The organism is Verticiella alkaliphila (assembly GCF_018904615.1).
Classification (GTDB): Bacteria; Pseudomonadota; Gammaproteobacteria; order Burkholderiales; family Burkholderiaceae_B; genus Verticiella; species Verticiella alkaliphila.
The window spans coordinates 1-22,578 of sequence record NZ_JADCNH010000052.1 but is presented as its reverse complement, the minus strand read 5'-3'; the positions used below and the strand labels follow the sequence as shown (position 1 = coordinate 22,578).

General features: G+C 65.6%; 22 protein-coding genes, 1 tRNA gene and 1 pseudogene. 9 read left to right on the top strand and 15 right to left on the bottom strand.

Annotated features, from left to right (window positions below):
• The coding region (locus IMZ29_RS20640) for an IS3 family transposase (RefSeq protein ID WP_216187735.1) at window positions 1-107 on the top strand (107 nt) is incomplete at its 5' end.
• 101 nt (window positions 108-208) lie between these two features.
• Here IMZ29_RS20640 and lon read toward each other — a convergent pair.
• The 5 genes from lon to IMZ29_RS20615 form a co-directional block, all read right to left on the bottom strand.
• Entirely contained in the window at window positions 209-2,623 is a 2,415-nt protein-coding gene (gene lon, locus IMZ29_RS20635) for an endopeptidase La (protein WP_216187731.1), read from the bottom strand.
• Window positions 2,624-2,706: 83 nt separating this feature from the next.
• Entirely contained in the window at window positions 2,707-3,981 is a 1,275-nt protein-coding gene (gene clpX, locus IMZ29_RS20630; RefSeq protein ID WP_216187729.1) for an ATP-dependent Clp protease ATP-binding subunit ClpX, read from the bottom strand.
• A 6-nt stretch (window positions 3,982-3,987) separates the two neighbouring features.
• Window positions 3,988-4,644 carry an ATP-dependent Clp endopeptidase proteolytic subunit ClpP gene (gene clpP, locus IMZ29_RS20625; RefSeq protein ID WP_216187727.1) on the bottom strand — a complete coding sequence of 219 codons (657 nt, stop codon included), beginning with the start codon at window positions 4,642-4,644 and terminating at the stop codon, window positions 3,988-3,990.
• Between the two features lie 55 nt (window positions 4,645-4,699).
• Window positions 4,700-6,019, bottom strand: a complete 1,320-nt coding sequence (gene tig, locus IMZ29_RS20620; RefSeq protein ID WP_216187725.1) for a trigger factor — start codon at window positions 6,017-6,019, stop codon at window positions 4,700-4,702.
• Between the two features lie 197 nt (window positions 6,020-6,216).
• Complete coding sequence (locus tag IMZ29_RS20615) at window positions 6,217-7,539, bottom strand: solute carrier family 23 protein (RefSeq protein WP_216187707.1); 1,323 nt, start codon at window positions 7,537-7,539, stop codon at window positions 6,217-6,219.
• Between the two features lie 144 nt (window positions 7,540-7,683).
• On the opposite strand from IMZ29_RS20615, the gene IMZ29_RS20610 reads away from it, so the two are divergent.
• The 4 genes from IMZ29_RS20610 to IMZ29_RS20595 all read left to right on the top strand — a co-directional run bounded on the left by IMZ29_RS20610 (window position 7,684) and on the right by IMZ29_RS20595 (window position 11,818).
• Window positions 7,684-7,959 (top strand): hypothetical protein, encoded by a 276-nt coding sequence (locus IMZ29_RS20610; RefSeq protein ID WP_216187704.1) that lies wholly within the window; start codon window positions 7,684-7,686, stop codon window positions 7,957-7,959.
• A gap of 187 nt (window positions 7,960-8,146) precedes the next feature.
• Window positions 8,147-9,136, top strand: coding sequence for a Bug family tripartite tricarboxylate transporter substrate binding protein (locus tag IMZ29_RS20605; protein ID WP_216187702.1), 990 nt, complete (start codon window positions 8,147-8,149; stop codon window positions 9,134-9,136).
• A gap of 118 nt (window positions 9,137-9,254) precedes the next feature.
• The gene (locus IMZ29_RS23090) at window positions 9,255-9,998 is read left to right on the top strand and encodes a c-type cytochrome (RefSeq protein ID WP_216187700.1); all 744 of its coding nucleotides are present in this window, start codon (window positions 9,255-9,257) and stop codon (window positions 9,996-9,998) included.
• 59 nt (window positions 9,999-10,057) lie between these two features.
• Entirely contained in the window at window positions 10,058-11,818 is a 1,761-nt protein-coding gene (locus tag IMZ29_RS20595) for a pyrroloquinoline quinone-dependent dehydrogenase (protein ID WP_253207333.1), read from the top strand.
• 28 nt (window positions 11,819-11,846) lie between these two features.
• Here the strand turns inward: IMZ29_RS20595 and IMZ29_RS20590 are convergent, their stop codons facing one another.
• Window positions 11,847-12,203, bottom strand: coding sequence for a flagellar protein FlaG (locus IMZ29_RS20590; protein WP_216187698.1), 357 nt, complete (start codon window positions 12,201-12,203; stop codon window positions 11,847-11,849).
• Window positions 12,204-12,421: 218 nt separating this feature from the next.
• Here IMZ29_RS20590 and IMZ29_RS22970 point away from each other — a divergent pair, with 218 nt between their 5' ends.
• The 3 genes from IMZ29_RS22970 to IMZ29_RS20580 are packed head-to-tail and all read left to right on the top strand — an operon-like array spanning window position 12,422 to window position 13,806.
• A complete protein-coding gene (locus IMZ29_RS22970) occupies window positions 12,422-12,904 on the top strand; it encodes an alpha/beta fold hydrolase (RefSeq protein ID WP_253207332.1) in 483 nt (160 codons plus the stop codon).
• A gap of 53 nt (window positions 12,905-12,957) precedes the next feature.
• On the top strand, window positions 12,958-13,311 hold the full coding sequence (locus tag IMZ29_RS23415; protein WP_371820378.1) for an alpha/beta fold hydrolase: 354 nt from the start codon (window positions 12,958-12,960) through the stop codon (window positions 13,309-13,311).
• Window positions 13,312-13,356: 45 nt separating this feature from the next.
• Entirely contained in the window at window positions 13,357-13,806 is a 450-nt protein-coding gene (locus tag IMZ29_RS20580) for an acyl-CoA thioesterase (RefSeq protein ID WP_216187696.1), read from the top strand.
• A gap of 54 nt (window positions 13,807-13,860) precedes the next feature.
• Here IMZ29_RS20580 and IMZ29_RS20575 read toward each other — a convergent pair whose 3' ends face one another.
• The 6 genes from IMZ29_RS20575 to IMZ29_RS20550 form a co-directional block, all read right to left on the bottom strand.
• Window positions 13,861-15,018 (bottom strand): iron-containing alcohol dehydrogenase, encoded by a 1,158-nt coding sequence (locus tag IMZ29_RS20575; RefSeq protein WP_216187694.1) that lies wholly within the window; start codon window positions 15,016-15,018, stop codon window positions 13,861-13,863.
• Between the two features lie 140 nt (window positions 15,019-15,158).
• Window positions 15,159-16,034 carry an amidohydrolase family protein gene (locus IMZ29_RS20570; protein ID WP_216187692.1) on the bottom strand — a complete coding sequence of 292 codons (876 nt, stop codon included), beginning with the start codon at window positions 16,032-16,034 and terminating at the stop codon, window positions 15,159-15,161.
• A gap of 7 nt (window positions 16,035-16,041) precedes the next feature.
• Window positions 16,042-16,992, bottom strand: coding sequence for a tripartite tricarboxylate transporter substrate-binding protein (locus IMZ29_RS20565; protein ID WP_216187690.1), 951 nt, complete (start codon window positions 16,990-16,992; stop codon window positions 16,042-16,044).
• Window positions 16,993-17,018: 26 nt separating this feature from the next.
• Window positions 17,019-17,990, bottom strand: coding sequence for a Bug family tripartite tricarboxylate transporter substrate binding protein (locus tag IMZ29_RS20560; protein WP_216187688.1), 972 nt, complete (start codon window positions 17,988-17,990; stop codon window positions 17,019-17,021).
• 25 nt (window positions 17,991-18,015) lie between these two features.
• Window positions 18,016-18,654: a 4-carboxy-4-hydroxy-2-oxoadipate aldolase/oxaloacetate decarboxylase gene (locus tag IMZ29_RS20555; RefSeq protein WP_216187686.1), complete on the bottom strand. Its 639-nt coding sequence runs from the start codon at window positions 18,652-18,654 to the stop codon at window positions 18,016-18,018.
• Window positions 18,655-18,726: 72 nt separating this feature from the next.
• Window positions 18,727-19,593: an NAD(P)-dependent oxidoreductase gene (locus IMZ29_RS20550; protein ID WP_216187684.1), complete on the bottom strand. Its 867-nt coding sequence runs from the start codon at window positions 19,591-19,593 to the stop codon at window positions 18,727-18,729.
• Between the two features lie 123 nt (window positions 19,594-19,716).
• Here IMZ29_RS20550 and IMZ29_RS20545 point away from each other — a divergent pair, with 123 nt between their 5' ends.
• Complete coding sequence (locus IMZ29_RS20545; protein WP_216187682.1) at window positions 19,717-20,475, top strand: GntR family transcriptional regulator; 759 nt, start codon at window positions 19,717-19,719, stop codon at window positions 20,473-20,475.
• Between the two features lie 18 nt (window positions 20,476-20,493).
• Here IMZ29_RS20545 and IMZ29_RS20540 read toward each other — a convergent pair whose 3' ends face one another.
• From IMZ29_RS20540 to IMZ29_RS20525, 3 genes and pseudogenes are all read right to left on the bottom strand, one after another.
• Window positions 20,494-20,748, bottom strand: coding sequence for a hypothetical protein (locus IMZ29_RS20540; RefSeq protein WP_216187680.1), 255 nt, complete (start codon window positions 20,746-20,748; stop codon window positions 20,494-20,496).
• Between the two features lie 69 nt (window positions 20,749-20,817).
• Window positions 20,818-22,160, bottom strand: a pseudogene (locus IMZ29_RS22960) (BaiN/RdsA family NAD(P)/FAD-dependent oxidoreductase).
• A 122-nt stretch (window positions 22,161-22,282) separates the two neighbouring features.
• Window positions 22,283-22,367 (bottom strand) — tRNA-Leu (locus IMZ29_RS20525).
• Window positions 22,368-22,578: the final 211 nt, after the last annotated feature.

Here is a 22,578-nt window from a genome sequence, read left to right as displayed (position 1 = left end):
AACTCAAACGCGACATCGACCGCTACATCCACTACTACAACCACGAGCGCATCAAGCTCAAACTCAAAGGGCTGAGTCCTGTGCAGTACAGGACCCAGCCCTCATAGCCTAGCCTACAGACCAACCGTCCAACTGTTGGGGATCAGTTCATCGCGGGGCCTTTCTCATGTCCAGGCGCGACCGGGACGAGCCCGGCCTGACATCCTGATCAGTGCTTCACCACGCCATCCCGGCTTTCCGCACCTTCAGCCTTCACCGGCACTTCGGGCTTTTCCTCTTCCGGCAGGGCCTCCGGCAGACGCTCCAGCGCATGGGAGAGGACCTCATCGATCCAGCGCACCGGCACCACTTCGATCTCGCCCTTCACATTGTCCGGGATGTCCTGCAGATCCTTGACGTTCTCGTGCGGGATCAGCGCTTTCTTGATCCCACCGCGGTGGGCGGCCAACAGTTTTTCCTTCAGGCCGCCGATGGCCAGCACCTCGCCACGCAGGGTGATCTCACCCGTCATGGCCACGTCGGCGCGCACCGGAATGTGCGACAGCGCCGACACCATGGCCGTCGTGATCGCGATACCGGCGGACGGGCCGTCCTTGGGCGTCGCACCTTCCGGCACGTGAACGTGCATGTCGCGCTTTTCAAACACGGCATCGGTCAGGCCCAGCCGACGGGCACGCGAGCGCACCACCGAACGTGCCGCCTCGACGGATTCCTTCATGACGTCGCCGAGCGAGCCCGTGCGCTGAATCACGCCCTTGCCGGGCATGTCCGCCACTTCGATCGTGAGCAGATCGCCACCCACTTCCGTCCATGCCAGCCCGGTGACCTGACCAATCTGGTTTTCCTTTTCGGCCACGCCAAAGGTGTAGCGGCGCACGCCCAGGAAATCCGACAGGTTTTCGGCCGTGACGTCGATGTGCTCGAGCTCGGGCGACGTGAGCAGGCGCTTGACCACCTTGCGGCAGATCTTGCTCACTTCGCGTTCGAGCGCACGCACACCGGCTTCGCGAGTGTAGTAGCGCACGATGTCGCGAATCGCGTCTTCGGAAACCGTGACTTCCTCCGGCTTCAACCCATTGTTCTTGATGAGCTTGGGCAGCAGGTGCTCACGCGCGATGTGCAGCTTCTCTTCTTCCGTATAGCCCGACAGGCGGATCACTTCCATCCGGTCCAGCAGCGCGGGCGGGATGTTCAGCGTATTGCTGGTCGCCACGAACATCACGTCCGAGAGATCGAAGTCGACCTCGACGTAGTGATCCTGGAAGGTGTGGTTCTGTTCCGGGTCGAGCACTTCGAGCAGCGCGGACGCCGGATCACCCCGGAAATCCATGCCGAGCTTGTCGATCTCGTCGAGCAGGAAGAGCGGATTGCGCACGCCGACCTTGCCCAGGTTCTGCAGGATCTTGCCGGGCATCGAGCCGATGTAGGTACGACGGTGGCCACGGATCTCGGCCTCGTCGCGCACGCCGCCCAGGGCCATGCGCACGAACTTGCGGTTCGTGGCCTTGGCAATGGACTGGCCAAGCGAGGTCTTGCCCACGCCCGGTGCACCCACCAGGCACAGGATCGGCGCCTTCACCTTGTCCACGCGCTGTTGCACTGCGAGGTATTCGAGGATGCGTTCCTTGACCTTCTCGAGACCATAGTGGTCGTCGTCAAGCACCTTCTCGGCATTGCCGAGGCTGTTGTTGACGCGGCTCTTCTTCTTCCAAGGAAGACCAATGAGCGTGTCGATGTAGTTGCGCACCACCGTGGCTTCGGCAGACATCGGCGACATGAGCTTGAGCTTCTTCAACTCGCTGTCGGCCTTCTTCTTCGCTTCCTTCGGCATCTGCGCCGCGGTGATCTTCTTCTCGAGTTCCTCGAGATCCGCGCCGTCCTCGCCCTCGCCGAGTTCCTTCTGAATGGCCTTGACCTGCTCATTCAGGTAGTACTCGCGCTGGCTCTTCTCCATCTGCTTCTTGACGCGGCCGCGGATGCGCTTCTCCACCTGGAGAATGTCGATCTCGGTCTCGAGCTGCGCCAGCAACGCTTCGAGGCGCTCGCCCACGCCCACGATCTCGAGCATCTTCTGCTTCTGTTCGAGCTTCAGGGGGAGATGGGCAGCGATGGTGTCCGCCAGACGGCCCGGCTCGTCGATACCGGCGAGCGAGGTCAGGATCTCCGGCGGGATCTTCTTGTTCAGTTTGACGTACTGGTCGAACTGGGAAACGATCGTACGGCGCAGGGCCTCCGTCTCCGGGCTCTGGCCCAGATCCGGTTCGACGGGAACGAGCTCGCAGGAAAAATGCGAGCCATCATCGGTGATCTTCGTGATGCGCGCGCGTTGCGCGCCCTCGACCAGCACCTTCACGGTGCCGTCGGGCAGCTTGAGCATCTGGAGAATGCTCGCCACGCAGCCGAGTTCGTAGACGTCCTCGGCCGACGGTTCGTCCTTGGCGGCAGACTTCTGCGCCACCAGCATGACGTTCTTGCCGCTTTCCATGGCTGTCTCCAGCGCCTTGATGGAGCGCGGACGGCCAACGAAGAGCGGAATGACCATGTGCGGAAACACCACGACGTCGCGCAGGGGCAACAGTGGCAGGTCGATCGGCTCCGAGGCAAGTACCTGACTGGCAGACATGAAGGATCCTTAAAGCGTGAATGCAAGCACTATGGGGACAAAAAAGCGGGGTTCAAGACCCCGCTCGCAAACCACGCGCCCGCCTACTTGGTGCCCGAGGCCGCCTTGGGCGACTCCTCGGTATAGATGAGCAACGGTGGCCCTGCCCCATCGATGGTCTGTTCGTCCAGGACAACCTTGCTGACCCGCCCCCCTTCGGACGGCAGATCGTACATGGTGTCCAGAAGCGCAGCCTCGACGATGGAACGCAGACCACGCGCACCCGTCTTGCGCTTGAGCGCCTTGCGCGCAATGGCCGACAGCGCAGCCGGACGCACGTCCAGCTCGGCGCCTTCCATCGCGAAGAGCTTCTGGAACTGCTTGACCAGGGCGTTCTTCGGCTCGGTCAGGATCTGGATGAGCGCGGGCTCGTCCAGCTCCGTGAGCGTCGCCACGACGGGCAGGCGCCCGACCAGCTCGGGGATGAGACCGAACTTGATCAGATCCTCGGGCTCGACCTCGTTGAACATCTGGCCCACCGAGCGCTCGGTCTTGGACGACACGGAGGCCGAGAAGCCGATGCCCGAGCGTTCCGTGCGGCCCTTGATGACCTTCTCCAGGCCATCGAACGCGCCACCGCAGATGAAGAGGATGTTCGTGGTGTCGATCTGCACGAAATCCTGGTTCGGGTGCTTGCGGCCACCCTGCGGCGGCACCGAGGCCACGGTGCCTTCGATCAGCTTCAACAGCGCCTGCTGCACACCCTCGCCCGACACGTCGCGCGTGATGGACGGGTTGTCTGCCTTGCGCGAGATCTTGTCGATCTCATCGATGTAGACGATGCCGCGCTGCGCCTTCTCGACTTCGTAGTTGCAGTTCTGCAGCAGCTTCTGGATGATGTTCTCGACATCCTCGCCCACGTAACCAGCTTCGGTCAGCGTGGTGGCGTCGGCCATCACGAACGGCACGTTCAACAAACGCGCGAGCGTCTGCGCAAGCAGCGTCTTGCCCGAGCCCGTGGGCCCGATCAGGAGGATGTTGCTCTTGGTGAGTTCGATGTCATCCGCGCGCCCGGAGGCGTGGCGGATGCGCTTGTAGTGGTTGTACACCGCCACCGCGAGCATGCGCTTGGCCTTGTCCTGGCCGATCACGTACTGGTCGAGAATGTCGCGGATCTCTGCCGGCGTGGGCAAGCTGGTCTTGCCCGTCGCCTTGTCCTCCGCCGCCATCTCGTCGCGGATGATGTCGTTGCACAGGTCGATGCATTCATCGCAGATGAACACCGACGGTCCGGCGATCAGCTTGCGGACTTCATGCTGGCTCTTGTTGCAGAACGAGCAGTACAGCAGCTTCTCACCGGAGGCTTTCTTGTCGGGCATGCTTTATCAACCCTCGTCGGAACGGGAGGTCAGAACCTTGTCGATCAGGCCATACGATACCGCATCGGGCGCGGCCATGAAGGTATCGCGCTCCGTGTCACGCTCGATGCGCTCGATCGGCTGACCGGTGTTCTCCGAGAGAATGCGGTTCAGACGTTCGCGCAGATCGAGAATCTCGCGGGCCTGGATCTGGATGTCCGAGGCCTGGCCCTGTGCGCCACCCGAAGGCTGGTGGATCATGATGCGCGAGTTGGGCAGCGCAAAGCGCTTGCCCTTCTTGCCGGCGGACAGCAGAAAGGCACCCATGCTCGCGGCCATCCCCGTACACAGCGTGGAGATGTCCGGCTTGACGAAATTCATGGTGTCGTAGATCGCCATGCCGGCGTACACCGAGCCGCCCGGCGAGTTGATGTAGAAGCCGATGTCCTTGTCGGGATTCTCGGATTCGAGGAACAGCAACTGCGCCACGACCAGGTTGGCCGTGTGGTCATTGACGGGACCCACCAGGAAGATCAGTCGCTCCTTGAGCAGGCGCGAGTAGATGTCATAAGCGCGCTCGCCGCGGCCGGATTGCTCCACCACCATGGGCATGAACCCAAGACCGGTGGGCACCATCGACTCGCCGCCATGCATGGCGGCATAGAAATCATTGAAGCGATGCATCGCGGGTTCCCCTGAAATGTGTCACCAGCGGCCGCCCAGACGGGCGGCCTGCCGCTCAGTTGGCAGCGTTGTTGCCCATGAGTTCGTCGAACGGCACTTCCTGCTCGGTGACCTTGGCCTTCGAGAGCACGTGTTCGACGACGTTGTCCTCGAGCACGACGGCTTCGACTTCGGCCAGACGGCTGCGGTCCGACAGGTAGTAGCGCACGACTTCCGTGGGCTGCTCGTAGTTCTTGGCGAAAGTCTCGATCTTGGCGCGGACCTGGTCAGGCTTGGCCTGCAGGTTGTCGCGACGCACGAGTTCGGACACCAGGAGGCCAAGACGCACGCGGCGCTCGGACTCGGTGGCGAAGGCTTCGGCCGGGATGGGCATGCTGTCCGCGTTGGGCACGCCGCGCTGGCGCAGTTCTTCGCGGGCGGCCTGCACACGGCCTTGCGTGTCGTTCTCGACCAGCGCCTTCGGCACGTCGAACTGGGCAGCGCCAGCCAGGGCGTTCATCACGCTGGCCTTGGTACGTGCGAGGGTGCGGTTCTCGACTTCGCGCTCCAGATTGGCACGGATGTCGTCACGCAGCTTCTGCACGTCGCCTTCGGCCTGGCCGAGCGACTTGGCGAATTCGGTATCGACTTCAGGCAGCACACCCTGGGCAACCTGCTTCACGGTGATCGTGAATTGGGCCGTCTTGCCAGCCACCGTCGGCGAACCGTAGTCTTCCGGGAAGACGAGCGGGAAGGTCTTGGTCTCGCCAGCCTTCAGGCCGCGGGCGGCTTCCTCGAACTCGGGCAGCATGCGGCCCTGGCCCAGCACGAAGGAGAAGTCCTCGGCAGTGCCGCCTTCAAAGGCGACATCGTCGATCTTGCCTTCGAAATCCAGCGTGACCTGGTCGTTGTCTTCGGCAGCACGGCCTTCGGCCGGCTCGAAGCGGGTGCGCTGCTGGCGCAGGATGTCGAGGGTGCGCTCGATCTCGGCGTCGCCCACGGCGGTCTTGGCGCGTTCGACTTCCAGCGCGTCCAGTTCAGGCAACGTCACTTCCGGGTAGACCTCGAAGGTCGCCACGAACGCAATCGCGTCTTCCGGGGCGTCTTCGGTCTTGGGCTCAATACGGGGCATGCCAGCCACGCGCAGCTCGGCACCGGAGACGGCCTTCTCGAAGGCATCGCCGACCTTGCTGTTGATCACGTCCATGCGGATGCCAGGCGCATGCGTGCGCTCGAGCATCGACATGGGCACCTTGCCCGGGCGAAAGCCGGGGGCCTTGGCGTTGCGCTGCGCAGCCTTGAGCTGGGCCTGCACTTCCTTCTCGACTTCCGCCACGGGGACGGACAGTTCGACGCGGCGCTCCAGGCCGGACAGAGTTTCAACCACAGGCTGCATGCAAAAACCTATTTGAAGAGATGGTGGAATGGGTATCGGGCATGTCGTTCAAGGCATCAGTGTGGCACTCAGGACCGCACGCGAGGGCCCTGTGCCTGCCGAAGCCGTCGCGTAGCGCAAAAGCCACGTCGACTGTCATGCCGCGGTTGACAAACGTGTAGTATAAAACATGCGCGCTTCGGGCCCGTCAGCGGCCCTCAGCGCCCGATTGTCGGGGCTCGCGGCCGCAGGATGGCATAGAGCAAGATGGCGCCGAATGTCGCCGTTCCAATCCCGTTCAGCGCAAAATTTCCGAAGGTCAACGTGAAGTCGCCTGCACCCAGCACGAGGGTCACGGCGGCCACGATCAGGTTGCGGTTGTTGCTGAAGTCGACCTTGTTCTCCACCCAGATGCGGGCACCGGCCACCGCGATCAAGCCGAACACCACGACGGACATCCCGCCCAGCACCGGGCCGGGGATCGCGCGGATCAGCTCGCCAAACTTGGGCGAGAAGCCCAGCAGGATCGCGATCAGCGCTGCGATCACGAACACCAGCGTGGAGTAGATGCGCGTCACGGCCATCACGCCGATGTTCTCGGCGTAGGTGGTCACGCCCGTGCCACCCACGCTGCCCGAGAGCATCGTCGCCACGCCGTCACCCACGAAGGCACGGCCCATGTAGGGATCCAGATCGCGGCCCGTCATGGCAGCCACGGCCTTCACATGGCCAAGATTCTCGGCCACCAGGATCACCACCACCGGCACGATGAGGCCCATGGCCTCGGCGCGGAACACCGGCGCGGAGAACGTCGGCAGGCCGAACCAGGCGGCTTGCGACAGACCGGACAGGTTGATCGGCGTGCCCAGACCCGCCACGTTCGCCGCGAGGAAATAGATGACGCACGCCAGCACGAGGCCTGCGAGGATCAGGAGCCGCTGGAGCACGCCGCGCGTGTAGACGGCCATGCCGCCCACGCACAGGATCGTGATGATCGCCATGGTGGCATCGAATCCCGAGGAGCCCACCGCACCGCGCACGGCGATCGGCGCGAGATGCAGGCCGATCACCGCCACCACGGCACCGGTGACCACGGGCGGCATCAAGGTCTCGATCCAGGCCGTGCCGCCGCCCGGGCGCGAACTCTGCCACCAGACCAGCGCGCCCACGATGGCGTAGACCAGACCGCACAGGATGATGGCGCCCAACGCCACGCCGATGTTCGGGTTGGGGCCGCTACCGGCATAACCCGTCACCGCCACCACGCCGCCGATGAAGGCGAAACTCGAGCCCAGATAGCTCGGCACGCGTCCGCCCACGAACAGAAAGAAGATGAGCGTGCCCACGCCGGACATCAGGATGGCCACGTTGGGATCGAAGCCCATCAGCAGGGGCGCGAGCACCGTCGAACCGAACATGGCAACGACGTGCTGAGCGCCCATGGCCACGCTCTGCCCGGCGGGCAGGCGTTCGTCGGGCGCAACCACAGCGCCCTCGGCACCATCGACGCGGCGCCAGCGGGGGAAGAATGTCTCGGACATGGGATACGACGGGAAAGGTTGGACGGCGCGAATCGCGGCCGGTGCGCATTATCGCCGGGTTTGCCCGGTGCGCGCGTGTGAATCGGCCTGGGAATTGCGAGGGGGCGTGGCAAAATCGTCGCATCTCGACGATGGAGAACCCGCATGACGCAGAAATCCTTCCACGTGGACGGCGTGGACACCGCCTTCATCGCCCGGCTCGAAAGCGAAACCAGCCGCATGGTGCGCATCAGCCGCGAGGACGACCCCCAGGCACCGCTCATCACCCTGGATCCTGTCGATCACGACGTGGCCCACGCCCTGCAGGCCTTGCCGGACGACGCGTTCCTCGATCGGGCCATTCGCCAGGCCATCGACGATGGGCTGATCGCCAAGGCGCTGGAATCCGGCGGGCCAGTGGTCGCCTTGCTCAAGCCTTGAACGCACTGGCGCCTTTCACGCGCCACGCAACCTGCGGAACTGTACGGCGATAGCCCGAGTCTCTACGATGCTTGACCGGCGGCAGACTTGCCGCCCGGAAACCACAAGGGCGCGCCAACGTCGCGCCCTGCAGCCGATGTCCTGGCGCCTTCGCCGGGTGTCGCGCTGCCATCGAGGAGACAAGGACATGACCGCAATCGATCGTCGCACGTTTCTGGCGTGCACCAGCGCTGGGCTAGGGCTCGCCGCGCTGCACCGCCCCGTCTGGAGCGCCACCCAGCAGGACACCCTGCGCGTGCTGATCGGCTTTGCGCCGGGCGGCACTTCGGACACTGTCGGGCGCCGCGTGGGCCATCACCTGACGGGCAACTACGCCAAGACGGTGATCGTTGAGAACCGTGCCGGCGCCGGCGGGCAGATCGCCATCCAGGGCCTCAAGGGCATGCCGGCGGATGGCTCGGCCATGCTCATGACCCCGGCGTCCATGTTGATGATCTACCCCCATATCTACAGCAAGCTCAGTTACGAGCCCCTGGTGGACGTCACGCCGCTCTCGCTGGCATGCACGCTGGATTTCGCGCTCGCCGTGGGGCCGTCGGTGCCGGCCGAGGTCAAGGACGTGCGCGGCTTTCACGCCTGGGTCAAGGCCAATCCCGGCCAGGGCAGCTTCGGTTCGCCTGCCCCCGGTTCGGTGCCCCACTTCCTGGGCGAGCTCATGGCGCGCGCAGGCGACGTCTCCATGACCCACGTGGCCTATCGCGGCAGCCAGCCGGCCGTGCTGGACCTCATCGGCGGCCAGATTCCCTGCGTGTCCGCACCCCTGGGCGAATTCATCCAGCATCTGCCGACAGGCAAGATCCGTCTGCTCGCCACCTCCGGCGCCGGCCGCAGCCGCTTCGCGCCCGATGTGCCCACCTACGCGGAACAGGGCTTTCCCGATCTCGTCATCAATGAATGGTTTGGCTTCTTCGGCCCGCCCGCCATGCCGGATGCCGCCGTGCAGTCGCTCAATGCGGCGTTGCGTGAGGCCCTGCAGGCCAAGGACGTCGTGGATGGCCTGGCCACCATGGGACTGGAAGCGCAGAGCTCCACCTCGGCGGAGCTGCGCGAGCGCCTGAAACGGGATCACGACAGCTGGGCCGGCATCGTCAAGCAGGTGGGATTCAAGGCAGATTGACCCGTCAAAGGGGGACGCAAGCCGGCAGGCACACGCCTGCCGGCCTTGGCGCGCTCGGCAGTGCGGCGCAAAACTTGCTACAGGCCCGTTGCATTTGCAAACCATCCCGAGGCCTATCGTGAAGCCCCCCTATAAGAATCTGAGAAAACTCAGTCTTGCCTTGACCCTCGCCGCGCTGCCCGTCTTTGGCCAGGCGGCAGATACCCCCGCCACCATCGCCAAAGGCACAGCGCCCGATCGCGCGCCGTTCCTGGTCGATGCGCAAGGACGCACGCTCTACATCCTGGGTGACGGCAAGGAGGCCGCCGCCTGTGACGCCGAGTGCCGCAAGCAATGGGAACCGGTCCTGACGCAGGGCCGCCCCCTCGGCCAGATGATCCTGCCCGGCCTGCTCGGCACGGTCGATCACGAGGGCAAGCAACAGGTCACCTACATGGGCAAGCCCCTGTTCCGCTTCACGGGCGACAGCGCGGCGGGCGACATGAAGGGGCTGGACGCCGGCACGCAAGCCTTCGCCCTCTCCGTGCTGGGCGAGCCGGAAGGCCAGCCCGAAGCCGTGGCCGATGCGGGCCCCGTTCAAGAGGAAGTCATGGCCAAGGGCCGCGAGCTCTTTGCCCAGAATTGCGCCGCCTGCCACGGCGCCAATGGCGAAGGCGCCTTCGGCACGAAGCTCGATGGCTTCGCGCGTCTGAGCAACGCCTCGGCGCTCGCGCGCACCGTGGTGCATGGCATGAACACGATGCCCGAGTTCGGCTCGAAGCTCTCGGACGAGCAGGTTGCCGCCATCGGCACGTTCGTGCGCAACAGCTGGACGAACGATTTCGGCGCCATGTCTGCCGAGCAGGTCAAGGCCGTGCGATGAACGCGCCCGCCACCTCTGCGGCCGCCATGGCCTCGAACGACACCCGATCCGGAACTCTCATGACACGCACTGTCCTCTCTGCCGCACTGGCGGCCTGCACCCTGTTCGCTGCAGGCGCGCACGCACAAGTCAAGAACTACCAGCCCGTCACCGACCAGGAAGTCCTCGCACCCAAGGCCGAGGATTGGCTGATGTGGCGCCGCACGGTCGACAACCAGGCCTACAGCCCCCTCGAACAGATCAACACCGGCAACGTCACGAACCTGCGCATGGCGTGGTCGTGGACGCTGCCGGTCGGCGGTCTTCAGGAAGCCGCGCCGCTCGTGCGCGACGGCGTCATGTTCCTCGGCCTGAACCTGGGCGTCGTGCAGGCGCTCGACGCCAAGACCGGCGAACTCATCTGGGAACACCGCCAGAAGCTGCCGACGTTCACCGGCGGTTATCACGATCGCCAGGCGAGCCGTCAGCGCAACAACATCACGCTGTATCGCGACAAGGTCTACCTCACCACCCCGGATTCCAAGCTCGTCGCGCTCAACGCCGCCACGGGCGAGGTGGCTTGGGAGCACCAGGTGCTCGATTGGGAGAAGGGCTACAGCTTCACCGCCGGCCCGCTCGCGGCCGACGGCAAGATCTTCACGGGCACCTCGGGCTGCAGCATCGCCGGCACCGCGGGCGGCTGCTTCATCACCGCGCACGACGCCGAATCGGGCAAGGAGCTCTGGCGCCTGAACACCATCGGCGGCCCGGAAGTCGACGACACCTGGGGCGGCCTTGCCCAGGAGAATCGCTGGGGTGGCTCGCCCTGGATCACCGGCGCCTACGATGCCGAGCGCAAGACGCTGTACTGGGGCGTGGGCATGCCGCTGCCCTACCCCGCGATCCTGCGCGGCAGCGGCGATGGCGCGGCGCTCTACACCAACAGTACGCTCGCCATCGATGCCGAGACGGGCAAGGTCAAGTGGCACTACCAGCATCTGCCGCAAGATGACTGGGATCTGGACAGCCCCTTCGAACGCGTGCTCGTCGACAGCGAGATCGCGCCTGCCAAGGAAGACGTCAGCTACCTGAGCAGCAAGGTGAAGTCCGGCCAGAAGTACGACGTGATCGTGAGCGTGCCGGGCAAGTACGGCACGGTCTTCGTGCTCGATCGCGACAGCGGCGAGTTGCTGTGGGCGCGCGATACCGCTCATCAGAACGTCATCAAGGGCTTCACGGCCGATGGCAAGGTGCAGACCAACACGGAACTCTTCCAGAAGGCGATCGACCAGACCGTGACGGTGTGTGGCGGACGTGACCTGGGCAAGCTCTGGATGGCCGGCGCCTACAGCCCGCTCACCAACGCCTTCTACGTGCCCGTCAGCGAATCCTGCAAAGAGTTGACCCCGCAGGTGATCGAGGTGCGTCAGGGCGAATCGGTGGGCGCGCAGGCGTCGGGCAAGGCAAGCTTCGCGCCGGGTGAAGACACCGTAGGCCGCGTCTACGCCGTGGACGTCAAGTCCGGCAAGCTGCTCTGGGTGCAGAAGCAGGCCGCGATCTTCAGTTCGTCCGTGATGACCACCGGCGGCGGGCTCGTCTTCACCGGCGACAGCATGCGCGAATTCGCGGCCTATGACCAGAAGGACGGCAACAAGCTCTGGCAAGTCAAGCTCAACACCACGGTGGGCGGACACCCCACGACGTACAGCGTGGACGGCAAGCAGTACGTGGCGGTGGTGACGGGCCCCAATGCCCAGACGCCCGTGGCGCAGACCTTGTCGCCCGAACTGAAGAACGTGGTCGACGGCGGCCACTCGCTCTTCGTCTTCGCCCTGCCCTGACGGGCAGGACAGGCCTGGCGCTCCGGCGTCAGGCCTGGGCGCGGAACGCCAGATCCTGCAGCCGACCCAGCGACCGTGACATCTCGATGGCCTCTTCGCTGGGCAGTTGACGCACCACGTCGCCGGACTGGCTGTCGATCACCTTGACCACCACACGCCCGGCTTCGTCGTCGATCTCGAACTTCAGGTGCGTGGACCACGCGCGCACATTCACGTTCAGCAATGCGATCGCTTCCTGAAGCTCACGCTCGTCAGGTTGCAAAGCGGACTCGTCGGCATTGCTCACCGGCGTGACAGGCGCTACGGCGGGCGGCACCAGCGACTCGGGCAACGCGGTCGGCGCTGCCGTTGGCACGACAGCGGTGGGAACAGGGGTAATGGCCATGCGGACTCCAGGTCGGGGACGAACGGCGCAGCGCCGAGATAGCGCTGCCACGACATAACGGCACCCTCAGCAGAAACTTTAGGTTTCAACCTGCAACACTCCTGTCGTTAGCGTCACGAAAACGGCAGGCGATGCCATACGCAATGCCCCGCATGGGCAGGCCCTTGCCAATGGGATAAGCTCGACGACAAACAAGAGCCATCCACAGGAGACAACCCATGCCGCGAGCGCAGGTCAACGGCGTCAACGTATATTACGAAGAGACCGGCGCGCCCTCTGGCAAGCCCATCGTGCTCATCAGTGGTCTGGGCACGCAGCTCACCCGCTGGGCCGAGCCCTTCGTGCAACGCCTGGCGCAACGCGGCTATCGCGTCGTGCGCATGGACAATCGGGACGCGGGGCTATCGGAATCGTTCGATGCCGCCGGCGCGCCCGACCTGAAAGCCGTGGCTTCCGCGAGATCGGCGGGAACGCAGCCCGCTTTGCCCTACACGCTGGACGACATGGCCGACGACGTCGCCGCCCTGCTCACCCACCTCGGCATCGAACGCGCTCACGTCGTGGGCTCGTCCATGGGCGGCATGATCGCGCAGCTTCTCGCCATCCGGCATCCCGATCGCGTCCTCACGCTCACCTCCATCATGTCCACCACCGGCAACCCCGAATTGCCGAGGGCCACCCCGCAAGCCCAGGAAGCCTGACGCGGCCGCGCCCGGATCCGGTACGCGAGCGCGAGGCCTACCTGGACGACAACGTGCTTGCCGCCCAGATCATCGGCAGCCCCGCCTACCCCGTTGCCGTGCCCGTGCTACGCGAGCGCATCGCCGCCGACCTCGATCGCGCCTACCGCCCCGAAGGCTTCGCCCGCCAATACGCCGCCATCCTCGCCGCCCCCGATCGCCGCCCCGCCCTGCGCACGCTCGATGTGCCCACCCTCGTCATTCACGGCAGCGACGACCCGCTCGTGCGCATCGAAGCCGGCCGCGACACCGCCGCGGCCGTCCCGGGGGCACGGTTGCTGGAGATTCCGGGCATGGGGCATGACCTGCCGGAGGGCGTGCATGCGGCGGTGGTGGATGCGATCGTGGGGTTGGGGAGTACGCTATAACCCCCCAACGGCAAGGACGGCCTTGCCCTCTCTCATCACCCGCCCATGACAGACCGCATGACGCCCGAACCCCGGGACGCCTTTCGCCACTTCGCCCCCGTCACCACGCGCTGGGCAGACAACGACGTGTACGGCCACGTCAACAACGTCGTGTACTACGCGTGGTTCGACAGTGTGGTGAATGCCATGTTGATCGAGCGCGGCTTGGCGCCGCGGCATGGCGACGGCGCGGCACAGACGCTGCCGATCGGGCTCGTGGTGGCCACGAGTTGTCAGTATTTCGCGTCGGTGTCGTTCCCGACGCCGGTGGAGATCGGCGTGCGGGTCGAGGCCCTTGGCCGCTCCAGCGTCACCTACCGGCTGGGCGTCTTCACGGCCGAGGCCGAGACGTGCCTGGCGGCGGGCCGCTTTACGCACGTCTATGTGGACAACGCCTCGCGCAAGCCGGTGCCACTGCCTGAGGGGCACCGCGCGGTGTTCGAATCGCTGTCCTGATCCCTGAGCCCTCGCGGCACCGGTGCGTACGGCCACCGGTGCGCCAAAACGTCCTCAGTACGCTGCCGCGTAGATGGCCCGCGCGTCCGCGCGCGTCACTTCCCGCGGGTTGTTCACGAGCAGCCGGGTCTGCAGCATGGCATCGTCGGCAAGACGGTCAAGATCCGCTTCGGTCACGCCCACGTCGCGCAAGCGGGCAGGAATGCCGGCCTGGGTCGAAAGCCCTTCGCACCAGGTGATGAAGGCCTCGGCGCGCTCTGCTTCGCTGCCCCCCGCTGCAGGCAGCACCGTTGCCGCCAATTCGGCATACCGCGCCTGTGCCGCCGGCGCATTGAAGCGCAGGACGTGCGGCAGCACCAGCGCGTTGGACAAGCCATGCGGCACATGGAAGTGGCCGCCCAGCGGATAGGCCAGCGCGTGCACCGCGGCCACAGGTGAATTGGCGAATGCCTGGCCCGCCAGCATCGCGCCCAGCAGCATGGCCTCGCGCGCTTCGCGGTCCGCCCCATCCTGGCAGGCACGCATCAAATGACCTGACAATAGCGTCAACGCCTGGCGCGCCAGGCTGTCGGACAAGGGGTTCTTGCGATGGGCGCTGGTGTACGCCTCGATGGCGTGGACCATGGCGTCGATGCCCGTGGCAGCCGTGACGGCGGCGGGCAGGCCCAGGGTGAGCTCGGCATCGAGCACGGCCAGATCCGCGTACAACACGGGCGAGACGATGCCCGCCTTGGTCGTGGCACCAGTGGTGACGATGGACACGCACGTCACTTCGGAGCCGGTGCCGGCCGTCGTCGGGATCTGTACCAGCGGCAGCCGATGCCCCGTGACCTTGTCGACGCCGTACATCTCGGCCAGCGGCTGGCCGGACGCGCCCAGCACCGCGAGGAGCTTGGCCACGTCCATCGACGAGCCGCCGCCCAGCCCCACCACCAGCTCCACGTTGGCCGCCTTGGCTTTCTCCACCGTCTTCAACACGACCTCGTCCGGCGGATCGGCCACCACGTCGTCGATCACGGTGACCGCCCAGCCTGCCGCGGCCAGGCTATCGAGCGCGGGCTTCAACACCCCGCTCTGCGCGAGGAAGTGATCGGTCACGATCCCGACCTGGCGCAGCGTGGGGAACTTGCCTCGGAGGATGTCGCCGAGGCGGCGCGCCGCGCCGAACTCGAGCAGGATATGGGGAACGGTCTGGAAGGCGAACGCTTGCATGCAGGGTCTCCGTTGAGCGCGACGACTCGTCGGCCGCTTCGCGCAGGTTTGATACCCATTATGCCTTTACTGAGCCGGCTGCCTGGCAGGGCCCGGCGTGCGCGCTCGGGCACGCCGTCTGCGCCGCAACGCTGCCGGTGTCAACGCGGGCCGAAGCTGTAGAGCCTGGCGGGGTTGTCCACCAAAATCTGCCTCCTCTCCTGGTCGGTCAGCCACTGGGGCAACACATCCATCAGCAACGCATCGTCCGGCTTGGTCGCTTCCGTGACGTGCGGCCAATCCGTGCCCCACACGAGCTGCTCGAGATGATCGGCCGCAAGCTGTCTCACAAACATGCCGAGCATGTCGTCACCCTGCGGACCGGGCGCTCCGATGTACGGCGCGGACAGCTTCAGCCAGACACGGCCCGTGGCCAGCATGCGCCGCACGGTGTCGATGATGTGCGGGGTCAGCGCCGGCTCGGTGCCGACACGCGCATAGTGATCGATGACGATGGGCATGTCCAAGGCCAGCAAGCGCGCCTCGAGCGCCAGCAGATCTTCGCTGCGCGCATGGATCTGCACGTGCCACCCCAACGGACGCACCCGCTCGGCCACTGGCGCCAGCATCTCGGGCGTCGTCGCCCCCACCTGCACCAGGTTGAAGCGCACGCCGACGACGCCGTGTTCGTTCAGCGTGCTGAGCTCAGCTTCGTCCACGGACGGCTGGACCACAGCCACCCCACGCGCCGTACCGCCGAAGGCGCGCAAGCCGGCCAGCAACACCTGGTGATCCACGCCGTAGCTGGACGGCTGGACGATCACGTTGCGCGTCAGGCCCAGCCTCGCCTGCAGGCGTTGATAGTCCGCCACGCTGGCCTGCGTGTGCTGGAGAACGGGCCCGGGCGCGTAGGGCGCGACCGGATCGTAAAGGTGCATGTGGCAGTCACACGCGCCCGCCGGCACGGCCTGGGCCGGCGCCGAGTCCCCCGCGGAGTGCGGCGCGACCAGGGGCGACGGGTGTGTGAACTGGCTCACGAATACCTCACTTCTTACCGATGCCGGACGCGTTCCAGAACGTGTACGACTTGTTGAGCTCCGTGGCGGATTGGGCGAGATCGGTGGGCGCGAGCTCCAGCGACATGTCCTTCACCCGAGCCTGCACCTCCGGGTCCGCCAGCACCTTGCGCAGCGCGGCGTTGAACGTCTGTGCTGTCTCGGCGGGCAAGCCCTTGGGTGCAAAGAACGCATTGAAGCTGTTGACGTTCACCCCGGTGTAGCCCAGCTCTTCGAACGTCGGCACGTCCGGCAGCAGATCGGAGCGCTTGCCGCCCGAGATGGCCAGGATGCGCACCTTGCCGCCGCGATACATGGTCACGCCCTCGGGCTCACCGGTCACGCCGGCGGCGAGCTGTCCGCCGATCAACTGCGGCATCATCATCCCGGATCCGCCAAAGGGAATCGGCTCCATCGGCACGCCAGCCTTGCGCGTGATGGCGGCCCCGATGATGTCGGGCACGCCACCGATGAGCGGCACGCCATAGTTGCCTTGTGCGGGCTGCTTGCGCACCAGATCCACGAAACCGTCCAGCGACTGGGCGGGGCTGCTCATGGGCACGGCGAACGTCCATTGGAATCTCGCCACCTGGCCCACGGGGACGAAATCCTTCATGGCATCGTAGCCGGCCCCCGGCGTGATGAGCGGCACGACAACGACCGAATGATCCAGGGCCAGCAGATAGGTGGTGCCGTCCGGCGCGGCTGACTTCACCGTCGAGGTTCCGATCTGGCCGCTTGCGCCAGGGCGGTTCTCGATGATGACCTGGGGGCCGAGCTCCTTGCTGAGCCTGGGCGCGAGCACGCGCGCGAGGGCATCGGTGGCCCCGCCTGCCGCGAAGGGCACCACGATGCGGATCGGGCCCTTGGCCTCCTCGGCCATGGCACCTGCCGAGAACGCTGCCACCGCCAAGGCGGCCACTGCCTGTCGAATCTTCATTTTTTATCTCCCCTACCCTGCTCTCGTTATTCGGCTTTGGCGCCGGTATCCTGGATCACACGTGCCCAGCGCGAGCCCTCGGCACGCATGTAGTCCACATAGTCTTGTTGCGTGCCCCCGAGCATGATCGAACCCTGGCTCTGGAGGCGGTCCGTGAGGTCCGTGCTCTGCACGGTCTTCTGCAAGGCCTCGCTCACCTTCGCCACGACGTCCTCCGGCGTGCCCTTGGGCAGCATCACCCCTTGCCAGGCGCCCATGTCCATCGTGGTCTTGCCGGTGGCCTCGCGCAGCGTGGGCACGTCGGGCAGCAAGGCGACGCGCTCGCTGTGCGAGACCGCCAACGCCCGCAGGCCCCCGCCCTTGATGTGCGGCATGGCTTCATTGATGGGCAGGAACATGAACTGTGTGGCGCCGGCCAACAGATCCGTCACAGCAGGCGCACTGCCCTTGTAGGCGATGTGCGTGGCGTCGATGCCCATTTCCTTGCTGAGCAAGGCCCCGCCCAGATGCAGCAGGGCGCCCGTGCCGGACGAGCCATAGTTCAGGTTGCCCTTCTGTGCCTTCGCCCACTCGAAGAACGTCTTGGCGTCCTGCGCCGGCACGTTCTTGTTCACGACAAGCACCAGCGGGATCGTGGCGGTCAGCGACACCGGCACGTAGTCCGTGTAAGGGTCGAAGCCCGGCGAGGCATAGAGCGAGGGCGCGAGCACGACGGCCGAGGTCGCGTAGAACAGCGTGTAGCCGTCGGCGGGCGAGCGCTTGACGTCCACGGCCGCGATGTTGCCGCCTGCACCGCCCTTGTTCTCGACGAGGATGGTGCCGCCGAGATCCTTCGACAGCTGCTGGCTCACGGCACGGGCGTTGATGTCGGCAGACCCGCCCGGCGCGAAGCCCACCACCATGCGGATCGGTTTGCTCGGATAGGTATCGGCGTGGGCGCCTGCGACCAGGCTCACGCTGGCGGCCAGCGCGGCGAGGGTTTGAATGAAAGTTCGCATGATGTCTCCTCGTGTGTTCGATGGCTCAGACCAGGCCGAAGCGCTTGAGCGTGTCGGTGAGCTTGAGCAGCTCGACGGTGGTCGTGCCGGCTTCGATGGCCTGCCGTTGCGAGGCTTCCTTCTCTTCGCGGGCGAGGCTGCTCGAGATGGCGTGCTCGACTTCGTCCTGCTTGACCACTACGAGGCCGTCGCGGTCGCCGACGATGATGTCGCCCGGATGGATCAGCACGTCACCCATGACGATCGGCACGTTCACCTTGCCCGGCTGGTTCTTGCCCGTACCCTTGATGGACAGGCCACGGCAGAAGACCGGAAAGCCCAGGTCGATGATGAGGTTGGCATCCCGCACGCAACCATTGATGACCAGCCCGGCGATGCCAAGCTTCATGGCCTGGATGGTGAGCACGTCGCCCCAGGGGCCGGCTTCCATGAAGGCCTTGGCATCGACCACCAGCACGTCGCCCGGTTTGGCCTGAAGCACGGCGTAGTGAAGAATCAGGTTGTCCGACGGACGGGCATCCACCGTCAGCGCGGGGCCTGCCAGACGGACGGTGGGATCGATCGGCTTCATGCCGCTGTCGAGGGCGCCCTTGGCGCCTTGCGCCTCGTAGACGGTGGCGGCGCCCAGATCGCGCAGCTGCTGGAGTTGTTCGGAAGTGGCCATGTCAGGTCTCCGGAAAGACGAAAGGGGATGAGCGGCCGCGTCGCGCACGACATGGCCGGATCAAGAGAAGAATCAGTCAGCGGATGGATTCGCGAGCAGCCAGGCGATGGCGTCGTCCACCGTGGGCGCTTCCACCGGCAGCGGCGAGCGCTCGAGCGCGGAGACGGTGTGCTGAAAGCGCATCGAGACACCCGGCAACACGACGGACGGCAGCCCCTGGGCGACCAGTTCGCCTTGCGCATCGTGCACTTCGTGCGCGCGGCGCTTCGCATGGATCACGTGCGTACGCACGAGCATGTCCATGAAGTCGCGAAGCGGCGTCTCGTCGATGTCGCGAAGCTGGTGGTACAGCTCGCTGCGCACGCCCTGCTTCTCCGCACTCACCAGAAGTTCGACGCAGAGCGCCTCCATGCCTTTGGTGTAAACGCTGCGCAGGATCTTGAGCGACATCGCGTCGCCCGCCTTGCCGTCGGCGATCACCTGCACCTTGGCGCCGGCCGCAGTCAGCACGTCATGCAACGACGCTGCGCCCGTGCCTGCGATCAGCAGCGGTGTCCGCACGAGGTTGAGGGAGATGGCACCCATGATGGCCGTGTCGACGTACCGTACACTGGCTTCGGCCGCCAACGCGGCGCCCTCGCGCTTGGTCTTCGGGCTGGCGGTGGTGAAGTCGGCGAAGACGGCCTGCTGCCGCACGAACCGCAGCGCCTGGGTGAGCACAGGGAGCGAGGTCGTGCCTGTTACGCACGACAGCACGATGTCGGCCTCGGCCAGCCATGCGCCGATCGTCGGTTGAACCGCGAGGCCGGCAGACTCGGTGAATGCCTTGGCTGCATCCGACAGGCGCGATTCGCACAGCAGCAGGGTGTGGCCGGCGGCGTGCAGAGGCGCGGCGTAGCACCGACCGACCTCTCCTAGACCAATGATGGCAATGTTCATGTTCGCGCTCGATGAGAAGTGAGCGCAGAATACAAATAAAGTACAAAATCGGCAATGCATCCAAGGGTTAACACCTAATCACGGCGTTATGTGCCCTGGAGAGATACAGAAAGAGTACAAAGAATGAACAAAAAACGAACGGACGCGACGAATCCGCCAGCACCCGAAGTGCGCGATCACAGCGACGAAGCCACCCGCCCCGCCGCCCAAGCGGGACGAGACAGGGCCTATGAGGTGTTGCGACGGCGTCTGGTGGGCGGACACTTCAAGCCGGGTCAGCAGTTGAAGGAAGAACCGCTCGCCAAGGAACTGGGCCTGAGCCGCACGCCCGTGCGCACCGCGCTGCGGCGCCTGGTCGAGGATGGGCTCGCGACGGACACCGCCGGTCAAGGCGTGCGCGTCTCGGAATGGAGTGACTGGGACGTCGAGGAGACCTTCCAGCTTCGCATGCTGCTGGAGCCGTACGCCTCATCGTTGGCCGCGGAGCGGGGCGGCCCTGAACTGCTCGACGCCCTCGAGGCGAGCAACCAGGCCATGGCCGAAGGCATCGCTGCACGGCCCACGGATATCGGACGGATCCAGGCGGCCAATCGCGACTTCCATCATGCCTTGATGGAAGCGTCAGGCTCGCCGCGGCTTCGCGGCATTCTCGTGACGATGATCGACATGCCGATCATCAAGCGTTCGTTCTACATCTACACGCGCGAAGAGCTGGAGCAGAGCCTGCACCATCACCGCGACCTCACCCATGCGATCCGGGCAGGCGATGGAGAACTCGCGCGCCAGGTGATGCAGCTGCATCTGCGCATGTCCTACCATCGCTTCATGGCGCACCGCGGAAAGTACCGACAAATGCCGGGAGCGTCCGACTCAGCGTCGTGAGCGGGCGGGTAGCCGTCCTCAGCCTTCAAGGCGCTCGCACACGTACGCATCGGTCCGATAGGGGAAGCGGACCACGTCCCGTCCGCGCAACGCCGGATGCGTATCGATGAGCTCGCGCACGCGTTGCGCCACCCTCGCCTTCTCGTCCGCAGGCAGTGCGGCGATGAAGCTCACGGACAGGATGCGGTCGAGGATCACTTGCTGAGGTGGACCTTCGTGGCCATGCGGGAATGATGTGGGAGTACCCAGCGTGAAGAGGCCGCCTTCAGTCAACGGCGCCTGCCACTGGCCCAGGTGATGGGTGGCTATCCGAATCGCTTCATCGCTACCCGTGCAGGCAGGTCATGTCCTACCGGCGTACGCCACGACGCCCTGCCCGGCATGGCGCCCGCTGGCCATCACGGCCGTGAGCAGGTAGCCCCCCGTGGGAGCCTCCCAATCGAGCATTTCGCCGGCGCAGAACACGCCCGGCAACGCGCGGCATTGCAGGTCATCGCCGACAGACGACAGCGCCACGCCGCCTGCGGTGCTGATCGCCTCGGCGAGGGGACGCGCAGGGCCCAACGGAATCGGCAATGCCTTGATCGTTTCGGCCAGTGCGTCGGTATCCGACCAGACCGCTGCCGGCGCACACTCGCGCAACAGCGCGCCGCGCACGCCTTTGAGGCCCAGCACACTGCCCAGGAAGCTGGACCATGACTTGGCGCCGCGCCCGCGCGCCAGCCCCTGCCGCACCCGCGCCAGCGTGTGCTCTGGCAGGAGATCGACCATCAGCGTGGCGCCGCCTTGCGCCTGGGCTTCGCGAATGTTCCGCGACAGCGCGTACACCAGCCCCCCTTCGATGCCGGCATCGGAGACCAACATTTCTCCCGCGCGGGCGCGCAGAGGGCTTGCCACCCGCTGGCGTGGGGACGTGCAATCCAGGCCCGCACGTTCTTGACCGGCGCGCCGGCATGGGCGTTGAGAAAGATGGGGGACCAGGTCACTTCGAAGCCGCAGTTGGCAGCCTGCAAAGGCGTGACGGCCACGCCCTGCTTGGGCAACCAGTCTGCCCAGGCCCCATCGGATCCCAGCCGCGGCCAGCTGGCGCCCCCACACGCCAACACCACGGCACCGGCTTGGTACGTACGGGTGGCAGCCGACGCAAGCTGCGTCTGCGCAGGGTCATACCCGGCCTGGGGCATCTGCACGGCGGCGGCTTCGCTGGCTGCCGTCGCAGTGGGCATGTCTGCCTGCCGCACAGCAAACGTGAGCTCTCGGTCAGCAGAGAGCTGAATCAGCCGGTGGCGCATGTGAAAGGACACGCCCTGCCTGCGCAGCCTGGCGAGCCAGGCCCGCAACAACGGCGCGGCCTTCATCTCTTGCGGGAAGACGCGCCCGGAGGACCCGACGAACGTCGACACGCCCAATGCGTGTACCCAGGCGCGCAATGCCTGTGCGTCGAAAGCCTGCAACCACGGCGCGACCGTCGGCTGATCGGACGCATATCGGCCGAGAAACTGATCGGCAGGCTCGCTGTGCGTGATGTTCAAGCCGCCGAGACCCGCGAGCAGGAACTTGCGACCCGCCGAGGGCATGCCGTCGAACACGTGCACGGACAGACCCGCCTGGGCGCAGATCTCGGCTGCCATCAGCCCGGCCGGACCGGCCCCGATGATTGCCACCTCACAGTGCCCGGCGCTCATGCGTCTGAAGCCTCATTGCGGTCGTCAAATACAAAAAGGCAGTCAACGATTGCCATTGACTGCCTCTGGATCGATGCTGGTGAAGAACCTCAGTTCCGCAACATCACCGCTGCTCAATTTGTTGGTGCCGTCGGCGAGACTCGAACTCGCACAGCTTTCGCCACTACCCCCTCAAGATAGCGTGTCTACCAATTCCACCACGACGGCTTGGGCTTCTGCGCAAAAATCACTGCAGCGCCAAGACAAAGATTATAGCACGACTTTACGACTTGTGAAGCAGCACGCGCCGAAATGTATCGGCGCTTGCATCACCGCCTATTGCGGCTGCGCGGGCGTCGTTTCGCCTGCTGCAGCGGCGGGGGCTTCGGTGGCCGCCGCGGGGGGGCGGGGTTGCGCAGCGGCAGGGCGCTGCGGGCGC